15 protein-coding genes are annotated in these 15044 nt (G+C 71.3%); 5 read left to right on the top strand and 10 right to left on the bottom strand.

Features of this window, described 5'->3' with window-relative positions; genetic code table 11:
* Positions 1-41: 41 nt before the first annotated feature.
* Entirely contained in the window at positions 42-1835 is a 1794-nt protein-coding gene (argS, locus tag ACFWNV_RS10615) for an arginine--tRNA ligase (protein ID WP_383943624.1), read from the bottom strand.
* Between the two features lie 202 nt (positions 1836-2037).
* Between argS and lysS the strand changes: the two genes are divergently transcribed.
* Positions 2038-3777 carry a lysine--tRNA ligase gene (gene lysS, locus ACFWNV_RS10610; RefSeq protein WP_383943622.1) on the top strand — a complete coding sequence of 580 codons (1740 nt, stop codon included), beginning with the start codon at positions 2038-2040 and terminating at the stop codon, positions 3775-3777.
* A gap of 69 nt (positions 3778-3846) precedes the next feature.
* On the opposite strand, the gene ACFWNV_RS10605 is transcribed toward lysS, so the two are convergent.
* The 3 genes from ACFWNV_RS10605 to ACFWNV_RS10595 form a co-directional block, all read right to left on the bottom strand.
* Positions 3847-5256 carry a DUF2637 domain-containing protein gene (locus tag ACFWNV_RS10605; RefSeq protein ID WP_383943619.1) on the bottom strand — a complete coding sequence of 470 codons (1410 nt, stop codon included), beginning with the start codon at positions 5254-5256 and terminating at the stop codon, positions 3847-3849.
* A 135-nt stretch (positions 5257-5391) separates the two neighbouring features.
* Positions 5392-6189 carry a DUF3558 family protein gene (locus ACFWNV_RS10600; RefSeq protein ID WP_383943616.1) on the bottom strand — a complete coding sequence of 266 codons (798 nt, stop codon included), beginning with the start codon at positions 6187-6189 and terminating at the stop codon, positions 5392-5394.
* A gap of 179 nt (positions 6190-6368) precedes the next feature.
* Complete coding sequence (locus tag ACFWNV_RS10595) at positions 6369-7190, bottom strand: DUF3558 domain-containing protein (RefSeq protein WP_383943613.1); 822 nt, start codon at positions 7188-7190, stop codon at positions 6369-6371.
* Positions 7191-7361: 171 nt separating this feature from the next.
* On the opposite strand from ACFWNV_RS10595, the gene ACFWNV_RS10590 reads away from it, so the two are divergent.
* Positions 7362-8555, top strand: coding sequence for an RtcB family protein (locus ACFWNV_RS10590; protein ID WP_383943611.1), 1194 nt, complete (start codon positions 7362-7364; stop codon positions 8553-8555).
* Between the two features lie 67 nt (positions 8556-8622).
* On the opposite strand, the gene ACFWNV_RS10585 is transcribed toward ACFWNV_RS10590, so the two are convergent.
* Entirely contained in the window at positions 8623-9207 is a 585-nt protein-coding gene (locus ACFWNV_RS10585; protein ID WP_383943609.1) for a Uma2 family endonuclease, read from the bottom strand.
* Between the two features lie 216 nt (positions 9208-9423).
* On the opposite strand from ACFWNV_RS10585, the gene ACFWNV_RS10580 reads away from it, so the two are divergent.
* On the top strand, positions 9424-10131 hold the full coding sequence (locus ACFWNV_RS10580; RefSeq protein WP_383943606.1) for a polysaccharide deacetylase family protein: 708 nt from the start codon (positions 9424-9426) through the stop codon (positions 10129-10131).
* A gap of 23 nt (positions 10132-10154) precedes the next feature.
* Here ACFWNV_RS10580 and ACFWNV_RS10575 read toward each other — a convergent pair whose 3' ends face one another.
* A complete protein-coding gene (locus ACFWNV_RS10575; RefSeq protein WP_383943603.1) occupies positions 10155-10916 on the bottom strand; it encodes an SDR family NAD(P)-dependent oxidoreductase in 762 nt (253 codons plus the stop codon).
* Positions 10917-10978: 62 nt separating this feature from the next.
* Positions 10979-11314: a YnfA family protein gene (locus tag ACFWNV_RS10570; protein WP_383943600.1), complete on the bottom strand. Its 336-nt coding sequence runs from the start codon at positions 11312-11314 to the stop codon at positions 10979-10981.
* Between the two features lie 115 nt (positions 11315-11429).
* Here ACFWNV_RS10570 and ACFWNV_RS10565 point away from each other — a divergent pair, with 115 nt between their 5' ends.
* The gene (locus tag ACFWNV_RS10565) at positions 11430-11927 is read left to right on the top strand and encodes a hypothetical protein (protein WP_383943599.1); all 498 of its coding nucleotides are present in this window, start codon (positions 11430-11432) and stop codon (positions 11925-11927) included.
* Positions 11928-11992: 65 nt separating this feature from the next.
* Here the strand turns inward: ACFWNV_RS10565 and ACFWNV_RS10560 are convergent, their stop codons facing one another.
* Both ACFWNV_RS10560 and ACFWNV_RS10555 read right to left on the bottom strand, forming a co-directional pair.
* Positions 11993-12742: a Mut7-C RNAse domain-containing protein gene (locus tag ACFWNV_RS10560; protein WP_383943596.1), complete on the bottom strand. Its 750-nt coding sequence runs from the start codon at positions 12740-12742 to the stop codon at positions 11993-11995.
* Between the two features lie 88 nt (positions 12743-12830).
* Positions 12831-13247, bottom strand: a complete 417-nt coding sequence (locus tag ACFWNV_RS10555) for a winged helix-turn-helix transcriptional regulator (protein ID WP_383943593.1) — start codon at positions 13245-13247, stop codon at positions 12831-12833.
* Positions 13248-13404: 157 nt separating this feature from the next.
* Between ACFWNV_RS10555 and ACFWNV_RS10550 the strand changes: the two genes are divergently transcribed.
* A complete protein-coding gene (locus ACFWNV_RS10550) occupies positions 13405-14301 on the top strand; it encodes an NADP-dependent oxidoreductase (RefSeq protein ID WP_383943641.1) in 897 nt (298 codons plus the stop codon).
* An 88-nt stretch (positions 14302-14389) separates the two neighbouring features.
* Here ACFWNV_RS10550 and ACFWNV_RS10545 read toward each other — a convergent pair whose 3' ends face one another.
* Positions 14390-14827 carry a hypothetical protein gene (locus tag ACFWNV_RS10545; protein ID WP_008738524.1) on the bottom strand — a complete coding sequence of 146 codons (438 nt, stop codon included), beginning with the start codon at positions 14825-14827 and terminating at the stop codon, positions 14390-14392.
* Between the last annotated feature and the right edge of the window lie 217 nt (positions 14828-15044).

The following is a 15044-nucleotide window of genomic DNA, read 5'->3' as shown; positions in this document are numbered from 1 at the left end:
GGAACACGCTCAGCGTGTTCCCCGGGGCCCCTTGCTGCGTGTCAGAGCTTCTCGGGGGTGCGGATGCCGAGGAGGGACATGCCCTTGCTGAGGGTGCGGGCGGTCAGGTCGCACAGGAACAGCCGGTTCTCGCCGACGACGAGCTCGGGCTCGGGCTTCACGACCGGGCACTGCTCGTAGAACGTCGCGAACAGCGAGGACAGCTGGTACAGGTACGCGGCGACCTTGTGCGGGGCGTAGTCCGCGGCCGCCTCGGCGATCAGCTCGCCGAAGTGGTCCAGGTGCAGGCCCAGCGCGCGCTCGGCCGGGGCCAGCTCCAGCTCCGGGTGCGCGACCGGCTTGCGGTCGCCCGCCTCGCCCGCCTTGCGCAGGATCGACTTGATCCGGGCGTACGCGTACTGGAGGTACACGGACGTGTCGCCGGTCAGCGAGACCATCTGGTCCAGGTCGAACTTGTAGTCGCGCGCCGCGGACGTGGACAGGTCCGCGTACTTCACCGCGCCGATGCCGACGTACTGGCCGTTCTCGACGATCTCCGCCTCGGTCAGGCCGATCTTCTCGGCCTTCTCGCGCACCACGGCCGTCGCCCGGTCCACCGCCTCGTCCAGCAGGTCCACCAGCCGCACCGTCTCGCCCTCACGGGTCTTGAACGGCTTGCCGTCCTTGCCCAGGACGGTGCCGAAGGCCAGCTGCACGGCCTTGGTGTCCTCGTTCAGCCAGCCGGCCCGGCGGGCCGTCTCGAAGACCATCTTGAAGTGCAGGGACTGCCGCGCGTCCACCACGTAGAGCAGGGTGGTCGCGCCCAGCCCGCCCACCCGGTCGCGGATCGCCGAGAGGTCGGTCGCGGCGTAGCCGAAGCCGCCGTCGGACTTCTGGACGATCAGCGGGGTCGGGTTGCCGTCCGGACCCTTGACGTCGTCGAAGAACACGCAGAGCGCGCCGTTGGAACGGACGGCCACGCCCGAGTCCTCCAGCAGCTTGCAGGTCTCCACCAGCATGTCGTTGTAGCCGGACTCGCCGATGACGTCGGGGTCCTGGATGTCCATGTCCAGCTTGTTGAAGACGGAGTAGAAGTAGATCTTCGACTCGTCCACGAACCGCTGCCACAGCGCCAGCGTCTCCGGCTCGCCCGCCTGCAGGTCCACCACCCGGGCCCTGGCCCGCGTCTTGAACTCCTCGTCGGAGTCGAAGAGCGCGCGCGAGGCCTTGTAGAGGCGGTTCAGGTTGGACATGGCCTCCTCGCCGGAGACCTCCGCGACCTCCGCACCGTCCTCGGCCTTGTGGTCCAGCTCGTGCGGGTGCTCCAGCAGGTACTGGATGAGCATGCCGAACTGGGTGCCCCAGTCGCCGATGTGGTGGCGGCGGACCACCTTCTCACCGGTGAATTCGAGGATCTCGACCATGGCCGCACCGATGACCGCCGACCGCAGGTGGCCGACGTGCATCTCCTTGGCCACGTTCGGCTGCGCGTAGTCGATCACCGTCGTGCCCGGGGCCGCGGCGAGCGGCACGCCGAGGCGGTCGTCCGCGGCGCGCGCCGCCAGGGTCTCGATGATCGCCCCGTCGGTGATGGTGATGTTGAGGAAGCCGGGGCCCGAGACCTCGATCTCCTTGATCAGGCCGGCGGTGTTGATGCCCTCGACCACGGTCGTCGCCAGCTCGCGCGGGTTGGCCTTGGCCTTCTTCGCGAGCGCCAGGATGCCGTTGGCCTGGAAGTCGGCCCGGTCGCTTCGTCGCAGCAGCGGGTCGCTCGCACCGGCGTCCGGCAGGGCGGAGGCGAGTGCGTCGGCGACGCGCTGGTTGACGGAGGAAGCGAGGGAAGGGACCGAGGCCATGAGCTGCCGTTCCTGTGAGGTCGTGCCTGAGCGTGCACTGGGGGTTTCGATTGGGGTTTCAGACAAGGACCGAGTATCCCACGCGGGGGCTGTCCACATCCCGGGATATACGGGCGATGCGGTGGCGCCGGTAAACCTCGGAGCGCTCTGTTCCGTCTGGGAGAATGGCGAGAAGCCAGCATTCGAGAACGAAGGACGTGTCGTGGCTCAGAGCGCCCCGAGCAGCACCGAGACCGACTGGGTCTCCCGTTTCGCGGACGAGGTCATCGCCGAGGCGGAGCGCCGAGCCCCCGGCAAAACCATCGTCGTCGCGTCCGGCCTCTCTCCCTCCGGCCCGATCCACCTGGGCAACCTCCGCGAGGTCATGACCCCGCACCTGGTCGCGGACGAGATCCGCCGCCGGGGCCACGAGGTCCGCCACCTCATCTCCTGGGACGACTACGACCGGTACCGCAAGGTGCCCAAGGGCATCCCCGGCGTCACCGAGGAGTCCCACGCCCAGCACATCGGCCGCCCGCTGACCGCCGTGCCCGCGCCCGAGGGCTCCGCGTACCCGAACTGGTCCGAGCACTTCAAGGCCGCCATGGTCGAGGCGCTCGCCGAGCTGGGCGTCGAGTACGACCCGATCAGCCAGACCGAGCAGTACACCGCAGGCACCTACCGCGAGCAGGTCCTGTTCGCGATGAAGCACCGCGCCGACATCGACGCGATCCTCGACCAGTACCGGACCAAGCAGAAGCCGGGCGGCAAGAAGCCCCAGCAGAAGCAGGTCGACGAGGCCGAGCTGGAGGCCGCCGAGGGCTCGGGCGCCGCCGCCGAGGACGACGGCAGCGCGGTCGGCACGGAGTACTTCCCGTACAAGCCGTACTGCGCCGAGTGCGGCAAGGACTTCACCACCGTGACGTCCTACGACGACGAGACCACCGAGCTGACCTACGTCTGCACCGAGGACGAGTTCACCGAGACGGTCAAGCTCAGCGAGTTCAACCGCGGCAAGCTGGTCTGGAAGGTCGACTGGCCCATGCGCTGGGCCTACGAGGGCGTCATCTTCGAGCCCTCCGGCGTCGACCACTCCTCGCCCGGCTCCTCCTTCCAGGTCGGCGGCCAGATCGTCGGCATCTTCGGCGGCGAGCAGCCCATCGGCCCGATGTACGCCTTCGTCGGCATCAGCGGCATGGCCAAGATGTCCTCCAGCAAGGGCGGGGTCCCGACCCCGGCCGACGCGCTGAAGATCATGGAGCCGCAGCTGCTGCGCTGGCTCTACGCCCGCCGCAAGCCCAACCAGTCCTTCAAGATCGCCTTCGACCAGGAGATCCAGCGGCTCTACGACGAGTGGGACAAGCTGGAGGCCAAGGTCGCCGACGGCTCCGTCCTGCCCGCCGACGCCGCCGCCCACGCACGCGCCGTACGCGTCGCCTCCCACGAGCTGCCGCGCACCCCGCGCCCCATGGCGTACCGGACCCTCGCCTCCGTCGTCGACATCACCGGCGGACACGACGAGCAGACCCTGCGCATCCTCAGCGACCTGGAGCCCGAGCGGCCGCTGACCTCCCTCGACGAGGTGCGCCCGCGCCTGGACCGCGCCGAGAACTGGATCACCACCCAGGTCCCGGCCGACCAGCGCACCCTGGTCCGCGAGGAGCCCGACGCCGAGCTCCTGTCCTCCCTCGACGACGAGGGCCGCGAATCCCTGCGCCGCCTCGTCGACGGGCTCGACTCGCACTGGTCCCTCGACGGGCTCACCACGCTCGTCTACGGCGTGCCGAAGGTGATGGCCGGCCTGGAGCCGGACGCCAAGCCGACGCCGGAACTCAAGGTCGCGCAGCGCACCTTCTTCGCGCTGCTGTACCGCCTGCTCGTGACCCGGGAGACCGGACCGCGCCTGCCCACCCTGCTGCTCGCGGTCGGGGCGGACCGGGTGCGCAAGCTGCTCGCCGTCTGAGTGCACGAGTGAGGGCCCGCACCCCCTGGGGGTGCGGGCCCTTCTCGTGTCCGGGAGCGGGAGCGGGAGCTACGCGATGTGCTCGTTCTCCAGCTCGGTCTGGTAGCGCTGCTTGAGCTGCGGGAAGATCTTGCGGATCAGCGAGGCGCTGCGCGGATGCACCACGCCGTACCGGTCGGCCAGCAGTATGTCGATCTGCTCGGCGGTCAGGACCTCGCCGTTCTCCTCCAGGTGGGAACGGAAGACCTCGTACGCCGCCTCCGCGAACTTCACGTCGTCGTCGCTCGGCGGCCCGCCCTCGGCGAAGCCCTCGGTGGAGGCCTCCTCCTGGCGGGGACCCGGTATCGGCAGCTCCTGACCCTGCGGCTGCTGTACCTGCCCCTGCCCCTCCTCCTGGAGCTCCGGGCCGGTCGGGGGCATCACCGGGGTCGGCTCCAGGCCCTCGACGTACTGCGGGTTGTAGCCGCCCTCGTACGCGGCCTGCGGCGCGCGGGGCGCCGCGAACCAGGCGCTGTTGTGCGCCGCCGGCATGGCCGTCGGGTCCACCACGAAGGCGGGCCCGTCGGGGTGACCCTGCGGAACCGGCACCCCGCCGGGGCCCTCCGCGTACTGCGGGCCGGACCCGGCGAGCTGGTGCTGCTGCTGCGTGCCGTCGTCGGCGGCCTGTGCGTCGGCGGCGGGGGCGGACGCGGCCGGTGCCGCCGCCACGGCCGGCTGCTGCGGGCCCTCGGCGCCCGCCGGCAGGGCCGGGGCCGTCGGGTCGGCGGCCGGGGGCGGCGGGATGAGCAGCGGGTCGATGCCCGCCGCCGCCAGGCCCTCGGGGGCGGTCTGCGACAGGGGGACGCCTATGCGGGCCAGCCGCAGCGGCATCAGGGCCCCGACGGGGGCCTTGCGGCGCCAGGCGCGGCCGTAGCGGGCCTGCAGGCGGGCCTGGTAGATCAGCCGGTCCTGCTCCATGCCGACGGCCTGCTCGTAGGAGCGCAGCTCCCACAGCTTCATCCGGCGCCACAGCTTGAAGGTGGGGATCGGGGAGAGGAGCCAGCGCGTGATGCGCACGCCCTCCATGTGCCGGTCGGCGGTGATGTCCGCGATCCGGCCCACCGCGTGCCGGGCGGCCTCCACGGTGACCACGAACAGGATCGGGATCACCGCGTGCATGCCGACCCCGAGCGGGTCGGGCCAGGCGGCCGCGCCGTTGAAGGCGATCGTCGCCGCCGTCAGCAGCCACGCCGTCTGGCGCAGCAGCGGGAACGGGATCCGGATCCACGTCAGGAGCAGGTCCAGCGCGAGCAGGACGCAGATGCCCATGTCGATGCCGATCGGGAAGACCAGCGAGAAGGAACCGAAGCCCTTCTTCAGGGCCAGGGCGCGCACGGCGGAGTACGAACCGGCGAAACCGATCCCCGCGATGACGACGGCTCCGGCGACCACCACACCGATCAATATCCGGTGCGTACGAGTCAGCTGCATCGCGGCCACCCGCGATCCCCTCCCCTTGTCGAGCTACGGCAGGGCACAGCGTACGCGCGTACGGGCAAGGGGACGTCGGCGGTCCGGACCAGGGACTCCGGGCCCCGGGTCCGGACCGCCGACGGCGCACTGCGCCCTGAAGCGCTAGGAGTTCGAAGGCGAGGGCTGCTGCGCCGACTGCTCGGGCTGCGCCGACTGCTCGGGTGCCTTCGCCTCGTTGGCGGCCGCGACCGAGGCCACGGTCTCCTTCGTCGCCGCGATGGCGTCCTGGAGCAGCTTGGCTTGGTCGGGAGCGGCCGCGCCCTCGTAGGCCGTGCCGTTGTAGTCGAGGGTGACGACCACGTTGTGGGTGCGGGCGATGATCGAGGTGTTGAAGAAGTCGCCGTCCTTCTTGGTGGTGAAGGTGACGGAGGTGGCCTGGTCGCCGATGCCGCCGGCCTCCTCGGGCTTCACGTTCTCCGCGCCCTCGACGGCCTTCGCCTTCTCGACCTGCTTGGCGTACTCGTCCTCGGCTCGCTTGGAGCCGGTGCCGACCGAGGCGAGGGAGTCGTAGCGGACCAGGGAGATCGAGAGCCAGCGGTACTGCGAACCCTTCAGACCGGCCTCGTCCAGACCGTTCCAGGTGCAGGTGGCACGGCTGGCGAGGTCGTTGGACTTGGCGGCGGTGCCGTTGGCGTCCTTCGCCTTGGGGACGATCGTCTCGATGGTCTTCGCGGCCACCGCCTTGCACGGCTCCGGAAGCGTGGAGTACACGGCCTTCTCCAGCGCCTCCTTGGAGGGCTTGGCGCTCGGCTGGGCGGCGGACGAGGACGCGCCGGACTTCTTGCCGCTGTCGGTGCCCGACTCCTTGCCCGAGTCGGACGAGCAGCCGGCGACCGTGAGGATCACCGGGACGGCTGCGCAGGCGAGGACGCGGGTGAGGCGCGAGGCTGATCGGTGCATGATTCCTTCAGACGTTGTGGGTCTTCGTACGGGCTCGTACGGGCTCGTTCGGTTCCTCTTCGGTCCCTCTTCGGTCCCTTTTGCGGGCGCGGGACCCGAGCAACCGTAGCCCGACCCGGCGCCCGGCTGCTGTGCGCGCCGTCACGACGGCCCCGCACGCCCCCCTGGGACGGGACCGGCTATTCGTTGAACCGCTCCCCGAGGGCCTGCGCCAACTGCCGTGCCCTGTCCTGGGTTTCACCGCTGGGCGGGATCGTGCCGGGCAGTGCGGGCTGGATGCTGTACTCGACGGTGACGATGACATTCGAGGTACGGAACACAATGCGGACGGTGCGCGCCTGGGCCGCGGTGGCGCCGGCGGCGGCGAGCTTGTCGTCGAGGAAGGCCTCGCTGCCGAGCCCGTCGAGGACGCGGGAGCCCAGCTCCGGCGCCGGACTTCCGCTCGCGCCCGGGCTGCCGCTCACGCTGGTGCTCGGCGTCGGCGCCCCGGGGGTCGGGGCACCGGACCCGGAAGGCGTCGGGCTCGCCGACGGTACCGGGGCGGGCAGGTTGGCGGCGGTGAGCTGGCGGCCGTAGACCTGCCGGGCCTTGTCGTCGTCGCTCGTGGCGGTCCGGTCGTACGAGACCACGCGCTCGAAGCCCACCGACAGCAGCCGGGTCTCGGTCGGCGTCTGCGCGGTCCAGCGGCAGCCGACGCGCCGGTCGGCGTCGTAGGAGGCGTCCGCGACCCCGGCGTAGAGCGCCTCGCGGGCCTCGGGGGCGAGGGCCTCGGCGGCCGGGAGCATCGCCTTGACCTTCTTGGCGTCGGCGGCCTTGCAGGGCATGGGCAGGATGCGGTACTTGCCGGGCTGGGCGCCCGTACCGGCGTTCGCGCCGGCCTTCGCGTCGACGGTCGCTCCGGATCCGCCACCGTCGGTGCAGGCGGTGAGGCCGGCCGCGAGGGCGGTGAGCATCGCGATGGCTGGCAGGACTCCACGTACTCGTACCGTCTTGCGCTGCACGTTCCACCGGCTCCCTTCGGGAAAATGCTTTGCCGCGGCTGGGGCGCGGATGGACACAATGTCTATCGCACACGCTGGTGCCGGCGCCGGTCTCATGTCGTATTTGAGGCCATGAGCGAGGCTTTTTGCGTTCAGTGACTTTTGTGGTGTTGACGGGGTGTTGAGGATGAAATGTCATACGTAGAAGTGCCCGGGGCGCAGGTTCCCATCCGGATGTGGACCGACCCGGCGTCGGTCGAGGACAGCGCGATGCGCCAGCTCCAGAACACCGCCGGCCTCCCCTGGATCAAGGGCCTCGCCGTCATGCCGGACGTGCACTACGGCAAGGGCGCCACGGTCGGCTCGGTCATCGCCATGAAGGACGCGGTCTGCCCGGCGGCGGTCGGCGTGGACATCGGCTGCGGCATGTCCGCGGTGAAGACCTCCCTCACCGCGAACGACCTCCCGGGCGACCTGTCGGGCCTGCGCTCACAGATCGAGAAGGCGATCCCGGTGGGCGCGGGAATGCACCGCGAGGCGGTGGACCCGGGACGGCTGTACGGGTTCTCCGTGGAGGGGTACGGGGATCTGTGGAACCGGTTCGACTACATCAGCGATGCGGTCAAATTCAGGCGAGAACGCGCCACGAAGCAGATCGGAACGCTCGGATCCGGGAACCACTTCATCGAATTCTGTCTCGATGAGTCGGGTTCGGTCTGGCTGATGCTGCACTCCGGCTCGCGGAACATCGGCAACGAGCTGGCGGACTTCCACATCAACGTGGCCCGGGGGCTCGCGCACAACCAGGGCCTGGTCGACCGGGACCTCGCGGTGTTCCTCGCGGCGACCCCGGAGATGCAGGACTACCGCAACGACCTCTTCTGGGCGCAGGAGTACGCGAAGTTCAACCGCGCCGCGATGATGAGCCTGTTCAAGGAGGTCGTCCGCAAGGAGTTCCGCAAGGCCAAGGTCTCCTTCGAGCAGGAGATCAGCTGCCACCACAACTACGTGGCGGAGGAGCGGTACGACGGCATGGACCTGCTGGTCACGCGGAAGGGCGCGATCCGCGCCGGCAGCGGTGACTACGGGATCATCCCCGGCTCCATGGGCACGGGCTCGTACATCGTGAAGGGTCTCGGCAACGAGAAGTCCTTCAACTCGGCCTCGCACGGAGCGGGCCGGAAGATGAGCCGGACGGCGGCGAAGAAGCGGTTCTCGGTGCGCGATCTGGCGGAGCAGACCAAGGGCGTGGAGTGCCGCAAGGACTCGGGCGTCGTGGACGAGATCCCCGGCGCGTACAAGTCCATCGAGCAGGTCATCGACCAGCAGACGGACCTCGTCAAGGTCGTCGCCAAGCTGAAGCAGGTCATCTGCATCAAGGGCTGAGGCCCGCAGGTGAGCAGGGGCGGAGGGGCCCGGACCGAGGTCGGTCCGGGCCCCTCCGCGTGAGGTCTCAGGGCTCGTCTCCGTCGAGGAGGAGGTCCACCGAGAGCTCCAGGGATACTCCGATGGCTTCGGGGAGCGGGATGGAGGTGCCTCGTTTGTAGCTCTGGCGGAGGCGGTACTTGCCGTTGCGCGGGTCCGCGCAGAGGACGGCCTCGTCGTGGTGGCGGTCGGCGATGACGTAGACGGGGACGTGGGCCCGGGCGTAGCCCTCGGCCTTGGTGCCGATGTCGTCCGCCCAGTTGGACGAAGTAACCTCGATCACCAGTCGGAAGACGTCGGGCGCGAAGCAGTTCTTCTCGACCTTGTGGTCCCGGAAGTCCGCCTCGACGAGGGAGAAGTCCGGGATGGCGTAATCGTCAGGACCGGTCGGCAGCCAGAGGCCGATGCCTTGGACGTACCGCAGCCCCGCCTTTCGGGCACCGGCATCATAGAACTTCTCGATGAGCCAGCTCAGCGACAGTGCGTGTGACCCGTCCGCAGGTGGTGTCACGGTGAGCCTCCCCTGGAGAATCTCCACTCGGTGTCCGGGAAGCTCCCTGGAGAGTCGATCGGCGGCCTCCGCGATCGTGGTCTCGTGCTGTATCACGGCCATAGCTTCCTCCTTTTCGCGGCTCACGCTTTCGGAGCGTAGCCGCGCGCGCCGACATTTCGCACGACTTCACCCGTACGGGCACATCCGGCCCGGCGGGATGCCGGAGTCGCCAACTCCGTTAAGGAGTAGGCGGATTCGACTGACTCAAGTCGCCGTCCGGGGTCTTGACGCTGGGAGTTGGTCTAGACCAAGGTGTGCCGCATGTGGAGATCTCGCGTGGTTCTTGCCGCGCTCGCGTCGTTGTCGCTCACCGTTGGCGGGGCTCAGGCTGCCGGGGCCGCCGGGGCCGGGGCTGCGGCTCCGGCCGCTGTTGCGGGGGCGCGGGCCGTCGGGCTGCCGCCCGTCGTGTCGCATGTGCCGACCTCGGAGAAGGTCGTGTTCATCACCATCGATGACGGGTGGGCGCACGATCCGGCCGTTGCCCAGACGCTGGTGGATCAGCGGGTGCCGGCGTCGCTGTTCCTGCTGCCGGGGGCGTTCTCGTACGACGCGCAGTACTTCACCGGGCTGATCGCGCAGGGGCGGTCGGTGAACGTCGAGAACCACACCGTGAACCATTCCGATCTGACCTCGCTCGACGCCGCCGGCAAGGACGCCGAGGTGTGCGGGGCCGGGGAGCAGGTCGCCGCGGCCTTCGGGCGGGAGCCGAAGCTGCTGCGGCCGCCGTACGGGACGGTCAACGACGACGTGCGGCTGGCCGCCAAGGCGTGCGGGGTCAAGGCGCTGATCACGTGGACGCACGACTTCACCACGTGGGGCGAGACGCCGGCCACGCCGCAGCTGCAGGCCGGTGACATCGTGCTGCTGCACTTCACGCCGACGCTCGGCGCGGACCTGAAGCGGGCCCTGGACGCGGCGAAGGCCGCCGGGCTGAAGCCGGCGGCCTTGATGCCGCACCTGAAGAGTGCCGGGTTGGTGCCGTAACTGCACCGCAACCGGCCCGCGTACTACAGCTCGCGGTGGAGCTTCGTGTTCGAGGCCTGGGCGCGGGGGCGGACCACCAGGAGGTCGATGTTGACGTGGCTGGGACGGGTCACCGCCCAGGTGATGGTGTCGGCCACGTCGTCGGCGGAGAGGGGCTCGGCCACGCCGGCGTAGACCTTCTCCGCCCGCTCGGCGTCGCCGCGGAACCGGGTCTTGGCGAACTCCTCGGTCTTGACCAGGCCGGGGGCGATCTCGATGACGCGGACGGGCTGGCCGACGATCTCCAGGCGGAGGGTCTCGGCGAGGACGCGGGCGCCGTTCTTGGCGGCCACGTAGCCGGCGCCGCCCTCGTAGGTGGCGTGGCCGGCGGTGGAGGAGAGGATCACCACCGTGCCGTCGCCCGAGGCGGTCAGGGCCGGGAGCAGGGCCTGGGTGACGTGGAGCGTGCCGATGACGTTGACCTCGTACATCGTGCGCCAGTCGGCGGGGTCGCCGGTGGCGACGGGGTCGGCTCCGATGGCGCCGCCGGCGTTGTTGACGAGCACGTCGCAGCGGTCGAGCGAGGCGGCGAGGGCGTCGACGGCGGTGCGGTCGGTGACGTCGAGGGCGTGGGCGGTGGCGGAGTGGCCGGCCGCGGTGATCTCGGCGGCGAGGGCTTCGATGCGGTCCTTGCGGCGGGCGGTGAGGACGACGTGGTAGCCGGCCGCGGCGAGCTGCCGGGCGGTGGCCGCGCCGATGCCGCTGCTCGCGCCGGTGACTACGGCGGTTCGGGTGGCCGTGCTCATGCTGGCTCCTCGTGCGTTCGTACGGGTGAGTACTGGCCAGCATAGGCGGGTCGCCGCGCAGGTCACCGGCCGCGCGGGGCGTACATGATCACTGCGGTGCCGGCGAGGCAGATCAGGGCGCCCGCGATGTCCCACCGGTCGGGCCGGTAGCCGTCGGCGACCACGCCCCAGAGCAGGGATCCGGCGACGAAGACCCCGCCGTAGGCGGCGAGTACGCGGGCGAAGTCGCCCGTGGGCTGGAAGGTGGCGGCGAACCCGTAGAGGCCGAGCGCGATGACTCCGGCGCCGATCCACGCCCAGCCGCGGTGCTCGCGGAGGCCTTGCCAGACGAGCCAGGCGCCTCCGATCTCCAGGAGGGCGGCGAGGGCGAAGAGGGCGGCGGAACGGGCGATGAGCATGGCCGGAACCCTATGCGGGGCGAATGGGGGAGCGGGGGAGGGCGTGGGGAGGAGGCTCGCCCACGTTCGTGTGATGGTCCGACCATCGGGTGGGCGGGAGGGTTAGCGTCCGCGCGTGGAGGTGGTCGCGGTGCGCCGAGGTGCCGTACGGAGTGTGGTGTTGGCCGGGCTGCTGGTGCTGCTCGGAGGAGTGGGGAGCGGTGTGGGCAACGCCCGCGCCGGAGCCGGGCCGGAGGCCGACGTGGCCTATCACGGAAGGGTCGCCCTGGACGGGGGCCGGCTGCGGATCCTGCTGGTCCCGGAGAACGAGGGTCCGTCCGCGCTGGCGAACGCGACCGTACGGCTGCGGCTGTCGGCCGACCTCGCCGCCCGCCAGGAACTGGCGGACGGCTGTGCGCGGGCCGGGCTGCGCGAGGTGGTGTGCGAGACCGGGGAGCTGCCGCTGCACGGGCGGGGGCGGCACATCGGGCTGGTGCTGCGGCTGAAGGAGCCGGCCGCGGAGGTGGTGGTGCGGGTCGACACCTGGTGGAACGGCGGCGCGACCGACCGGAACCACACCAACAACGAGCACGTGGTGCTGGCCCTGGACACGGGGGACACATACGCGTTCTGAGGGGCGGGCGGGCGGGCGGGTGGCCGGGTGGCCGTGGCCGTAGCCGTGGGCGTGCGCGCCCGCGGCTACGGCGTGCCCACGCCGCCGAACTCGGCCACGGCCTCGTCGACGATCCGCTCCAGCCGGGCGTGGTGGGCGCCGCGCCAGTAGACGCGCTCGCAGTCGGCGCACTGGGCGAAGACCTCGTACGAGCGCTGCGTGCCGCTCTCCAGCCGGTCGCCGACGCTGTCCTTGTCGGCCTCGCGCAGGGTTCCGTTGCACGCGGTGCAGCGGGTCCACGGGGCGAGGGCCGGGGCGAACCGGCCGAGGATGTCGCGGAGCTGCTCGTCGGGGTTGTCGCTGTAGACGTACGCGCCGGCGAACAGCTCGCGGCGGCGCAGCAGTCCGCGGTCGCGGGAGAGCAGGACGCGCTGCTCGGCGGCGGAGCGGGTGGCCAGGGCCGGGTCGCCGATGTCCTCGTTCTCGTACGCGGTGTCCACGCCGAGGAGGCGCATGCGGCGGGCGAGGGTGCCGAGGTGGACGTCGAGGAGGAAGCGCAGCGGTGTGGTTCCGGGGACGCCCGGGAGGTGCTGGGGGCGGTCGACGGCGAAGACTTCGACGGATTCGCCGGCCCGGGGCACGTGGGCGAGCGGGGTCTCGGCGCCGTCGACGAGGATCCGGCCGACTTCGGTGAGCGGGACGCCCGCCGATTCGACGACGTGGCCGAGGCTGGAGACGCCGTCGGTGGTGGTCGGTACGCGCGCGCCGCGGCGCGCGGGCGCGGCGAACACGTGCAGTTCGGGGGCGAGGGTGAGCTGAATGCCGGGTCCGTTCACGGGGCCCAGCATGCCATCGGGGGGCGGTGCGGGGCGTCGGATTTACGCGCCCGGGGGTGGTTTTCCCGTGCGCCCCGGGGTGGCTTTGCTACGCGTCGGCGGCTGCCGCGTCGTGCAGTTCGCGGTGGGCGTTGACCTCGTCGAAGTGGTGCTCGGCCCATTCCTTCACGGAGCTGAGCAGGCGGCCGAGGTTGCTGCCGAGTTCGGTGAGCCGGTAGTCGACGCGGACGGGCACGGTGGGCGTGACGGTGCGGGCGACGAGGCCGTCGCGCTCCAGGGAGCGCAGGGTCTGGGTGAGCATCTTCTGGCTGACGCCGGGGATCTTGCGGCCGAGCTCGCTGTAGCGCATGGTCCGGTCCTCGGCCTGGCCGAGTGCGCTGACGATGAGGCCGACCCACTTGTCGCTGATGCGGGCCAGGAGCTGGCTGGTGGGGCACTCCTTGAGGAAGGCGTCGTAGGCGGTGCGGGCCTCTTCGCGCTGGGCTTCGGCGGTGCGGGTGGCCATGGGTGCCCCACTTCCGGGTCGGGTACGCACTCCGGAGTACGTACTTACGATTCGACAGTAACTCTCCCTAGGTTAGTTCTCACCAGGAACGAGCAGACCCACGGAAGAGGCGATGACGATGAGCACCACCAGCACCAGCACCAGCAGCGTGAAGACGATGGCGGCGGCGGTGGCCGAGGGCTTCGGCGGGCCCGAGCGGATCGAGGTCGTACGGGTGCCGGTCCCGCGGCCGGGCGCCGGGCAGGTCCGGGTACGGGTCCGGGCGGCCGGCCTGAACCCGGTCGACGGTGCGGTACGGGCCGGGGTCTTCGGCGGCGAGGGGCAGCGGCTCGGCTTCGGCTGGGACGTGGCGGGCGAGATCGACGAGCTCGGCGCGGAGGTGAGCGGCTGGGCGGTCGCCGACCGGGTGGTCGGCCTGCACCACGGGACGGTCAAGCCGCTCGGTACGCACGCGGAGTACGTGGTGCTCGACGCGTCGGCGCTGGCTCCGGCCCCCGCGACCGTGGACGAGGTGACGGCGGCCGCGCTGCCGCTGAGCGGGCTGACCGCCGCCCGGGCGGTGGACCTGCTGGAGCTCCCGGCCGGATCATCGGTGCTGGTCACGGGCGCGGCGGGAGCGGTCGGCGGACTCGCGGTGCAGCTGGCGGCGCGGGCCGGCCACGTGGTGACGGCGCTGGCGGGAGCCGGTGACGAGGAACTCGTACGGTCCCTGGGCGCGGCCCATTTCGTCCCGCGCGGCTCGGCTCCGCAGGCGGCCGTGGACGGGGTCGTGGACACGGCGGTGCTCGGCGGGCCGGCCCTGGCCTTCGTCCGCGACGGCGGCTCCTACGTCGGCCTGATCCCCGGCGCGGCCCCGGCGGCGGAGCGGGGCGTGCGCGTGGTGGAACAGGAGGTGGCGGCGGACGGTGCGCACCTGGCCCGGCTGGTGACGCTGGTCGACGCGGGGGAGCTGGCGCTCAGGGTGGCGCGCACCTTCCCCCTGGCGGAGGCCCCGAAGGCGCACGCCCACCTCGCGGACCCGGGCACGCGCGGCCGCATCGTCCTGACGGCCTGAGCCGTCGTCCCGGCGGGCGGAGCTGCGGCCCGGCCCACGCCCCGACCGGCGGCCGGTCCCACGGCGGGGCCTACGGCCAGGGCTCGCCCTACGGCCAGACCAGGCAGTACGGCTGGTGCCCCGCCTCGTGGAGGCGATGGCTGAAATCCTGCCACTCGTGGAGCAGCTGGTAGACGTTGAAGGCGTCGCGGGGGCCGCCGCGGTCGGGGACCGTGGACCAGATGAAGGCGGCGGCGCCGACGGATTCCTCGCCGATGCCGCGCAGCGGGTCGACGACGGTCATCGGGAGTTTCACGACGGCGTAGTCGGGGTGGAGGACGACGAGCTCCAGCGGGGGCACCTTGTGCAGGGGTATGCCCTCGATGCCGGTGAGGACCATCGCGGCGACGGTCTCCGGCTTGATCTTGGTGAACATGCCGCCCATGCCGAGCTCGTCACCGCCGAGCTCCTCGGGCCGCATCGTCACGGGGACGCGCGCGGCCGTGGCACCGTCGGGGGCGCCGAAGTACTTGTAGGTCACGCCCATGCCGCGGCCCCTGGGGAGGCCGTCGGGGTCCTGTGTGGGGCCCGGTACGTGTTCTGCCGCGTCCGTGGCACGGCGGCGGTGCTTGCCGCGGCGACGTTCCCGGGCGCGCTGCGGGTCCAGGCCGTCCGTGCCCTCGCCCGGTCCACCACCGCGTTGCATATCTCCACCCGACGTGTCTTGCCTGCCCCGGCCCCGTGGCCCCCGCCACGCAGCCTGA

The organism is Streptomyces sp. NPDC058401 (genome assembly GCF_042722885.1).
GTDB lineage: Bacteria > Actinomycetota > Actinomycetes > Streptomycetales > Streptomycetaceae > Streptomyces.
Note: the sequence above shows the minus strand (reverse complement) of the source record. Positions and strands in the feature narration are given on the sequence as shown.

Bases quoted from the DNA above. Each gene is read 5' to 3' on its own strand.
- argS (WP_383943624.1), bottom strand. From the start codon at position 1,835: ATGGCCTCGGTCCCTTCCCTCGCTTCCTCCGTCAACCAGCGCGTCGCC.
- ACFWNV_RS10600 (WP_383943616.1), bottom strand. From the start codon at position 6,189: ATGCACCGATCAGCCTCGCGCCTCACCCGCGTCCTCGCCTGCGCAGCC.
- ACFWNV_RS10590 (WP_383943611.1), top strand. From the start codon at position 7,362: ATGTCATACGTAGAAGTGCCCGGGGCGCAGGTTCCCATCCGGATGTGG.
- ACFWNV_RS10585 (WP_383943609.1), bottom strand. From the start codon at position 9,207: ATGGCCGTGATACAGCACGAGACCACGATCGCGGAGGCCGCCGATCGA.
- ACFWNV_RS10575 (WP_383943603.1), bottom strand. From the start codon at position 10,916: ATGAGCACGGCCACCCGAACCGCCGTAGTCACCGGCGCGAGCAGCGGC.
- ACFWNV_RS10570 (WP_383943600.1), bottom strand. From the start codon at position 11,314: ATGCTCATCGCCCGTTCCGCCGCCCTCTTCGCCCTCGCCGCCCTCCTG.
- ACFWNV_RS10555 (WP_383943593.1), bottom strand. From the start codon at position 13,247: ATGGCCACCCGCACCGCCGAAGCCCAGCGCGAAGAGGCCCGCACCGCC.
- ACFWNV_RS10550 (WP_383943641.1), top strand. From the start codon at position 13,405: ATGGCGGCGGCGGTGGCCGAGGGCTTCGGCGGGCCCGAGCGGATCGAG.
- ACFWNV_RS10545 (WP_008738524.1), bottom strand. From the start codon at position 14,827: ATGGGCGTGACCTACAAGTACTTCGGCGCCCCCGACGGTGCCACGGCC.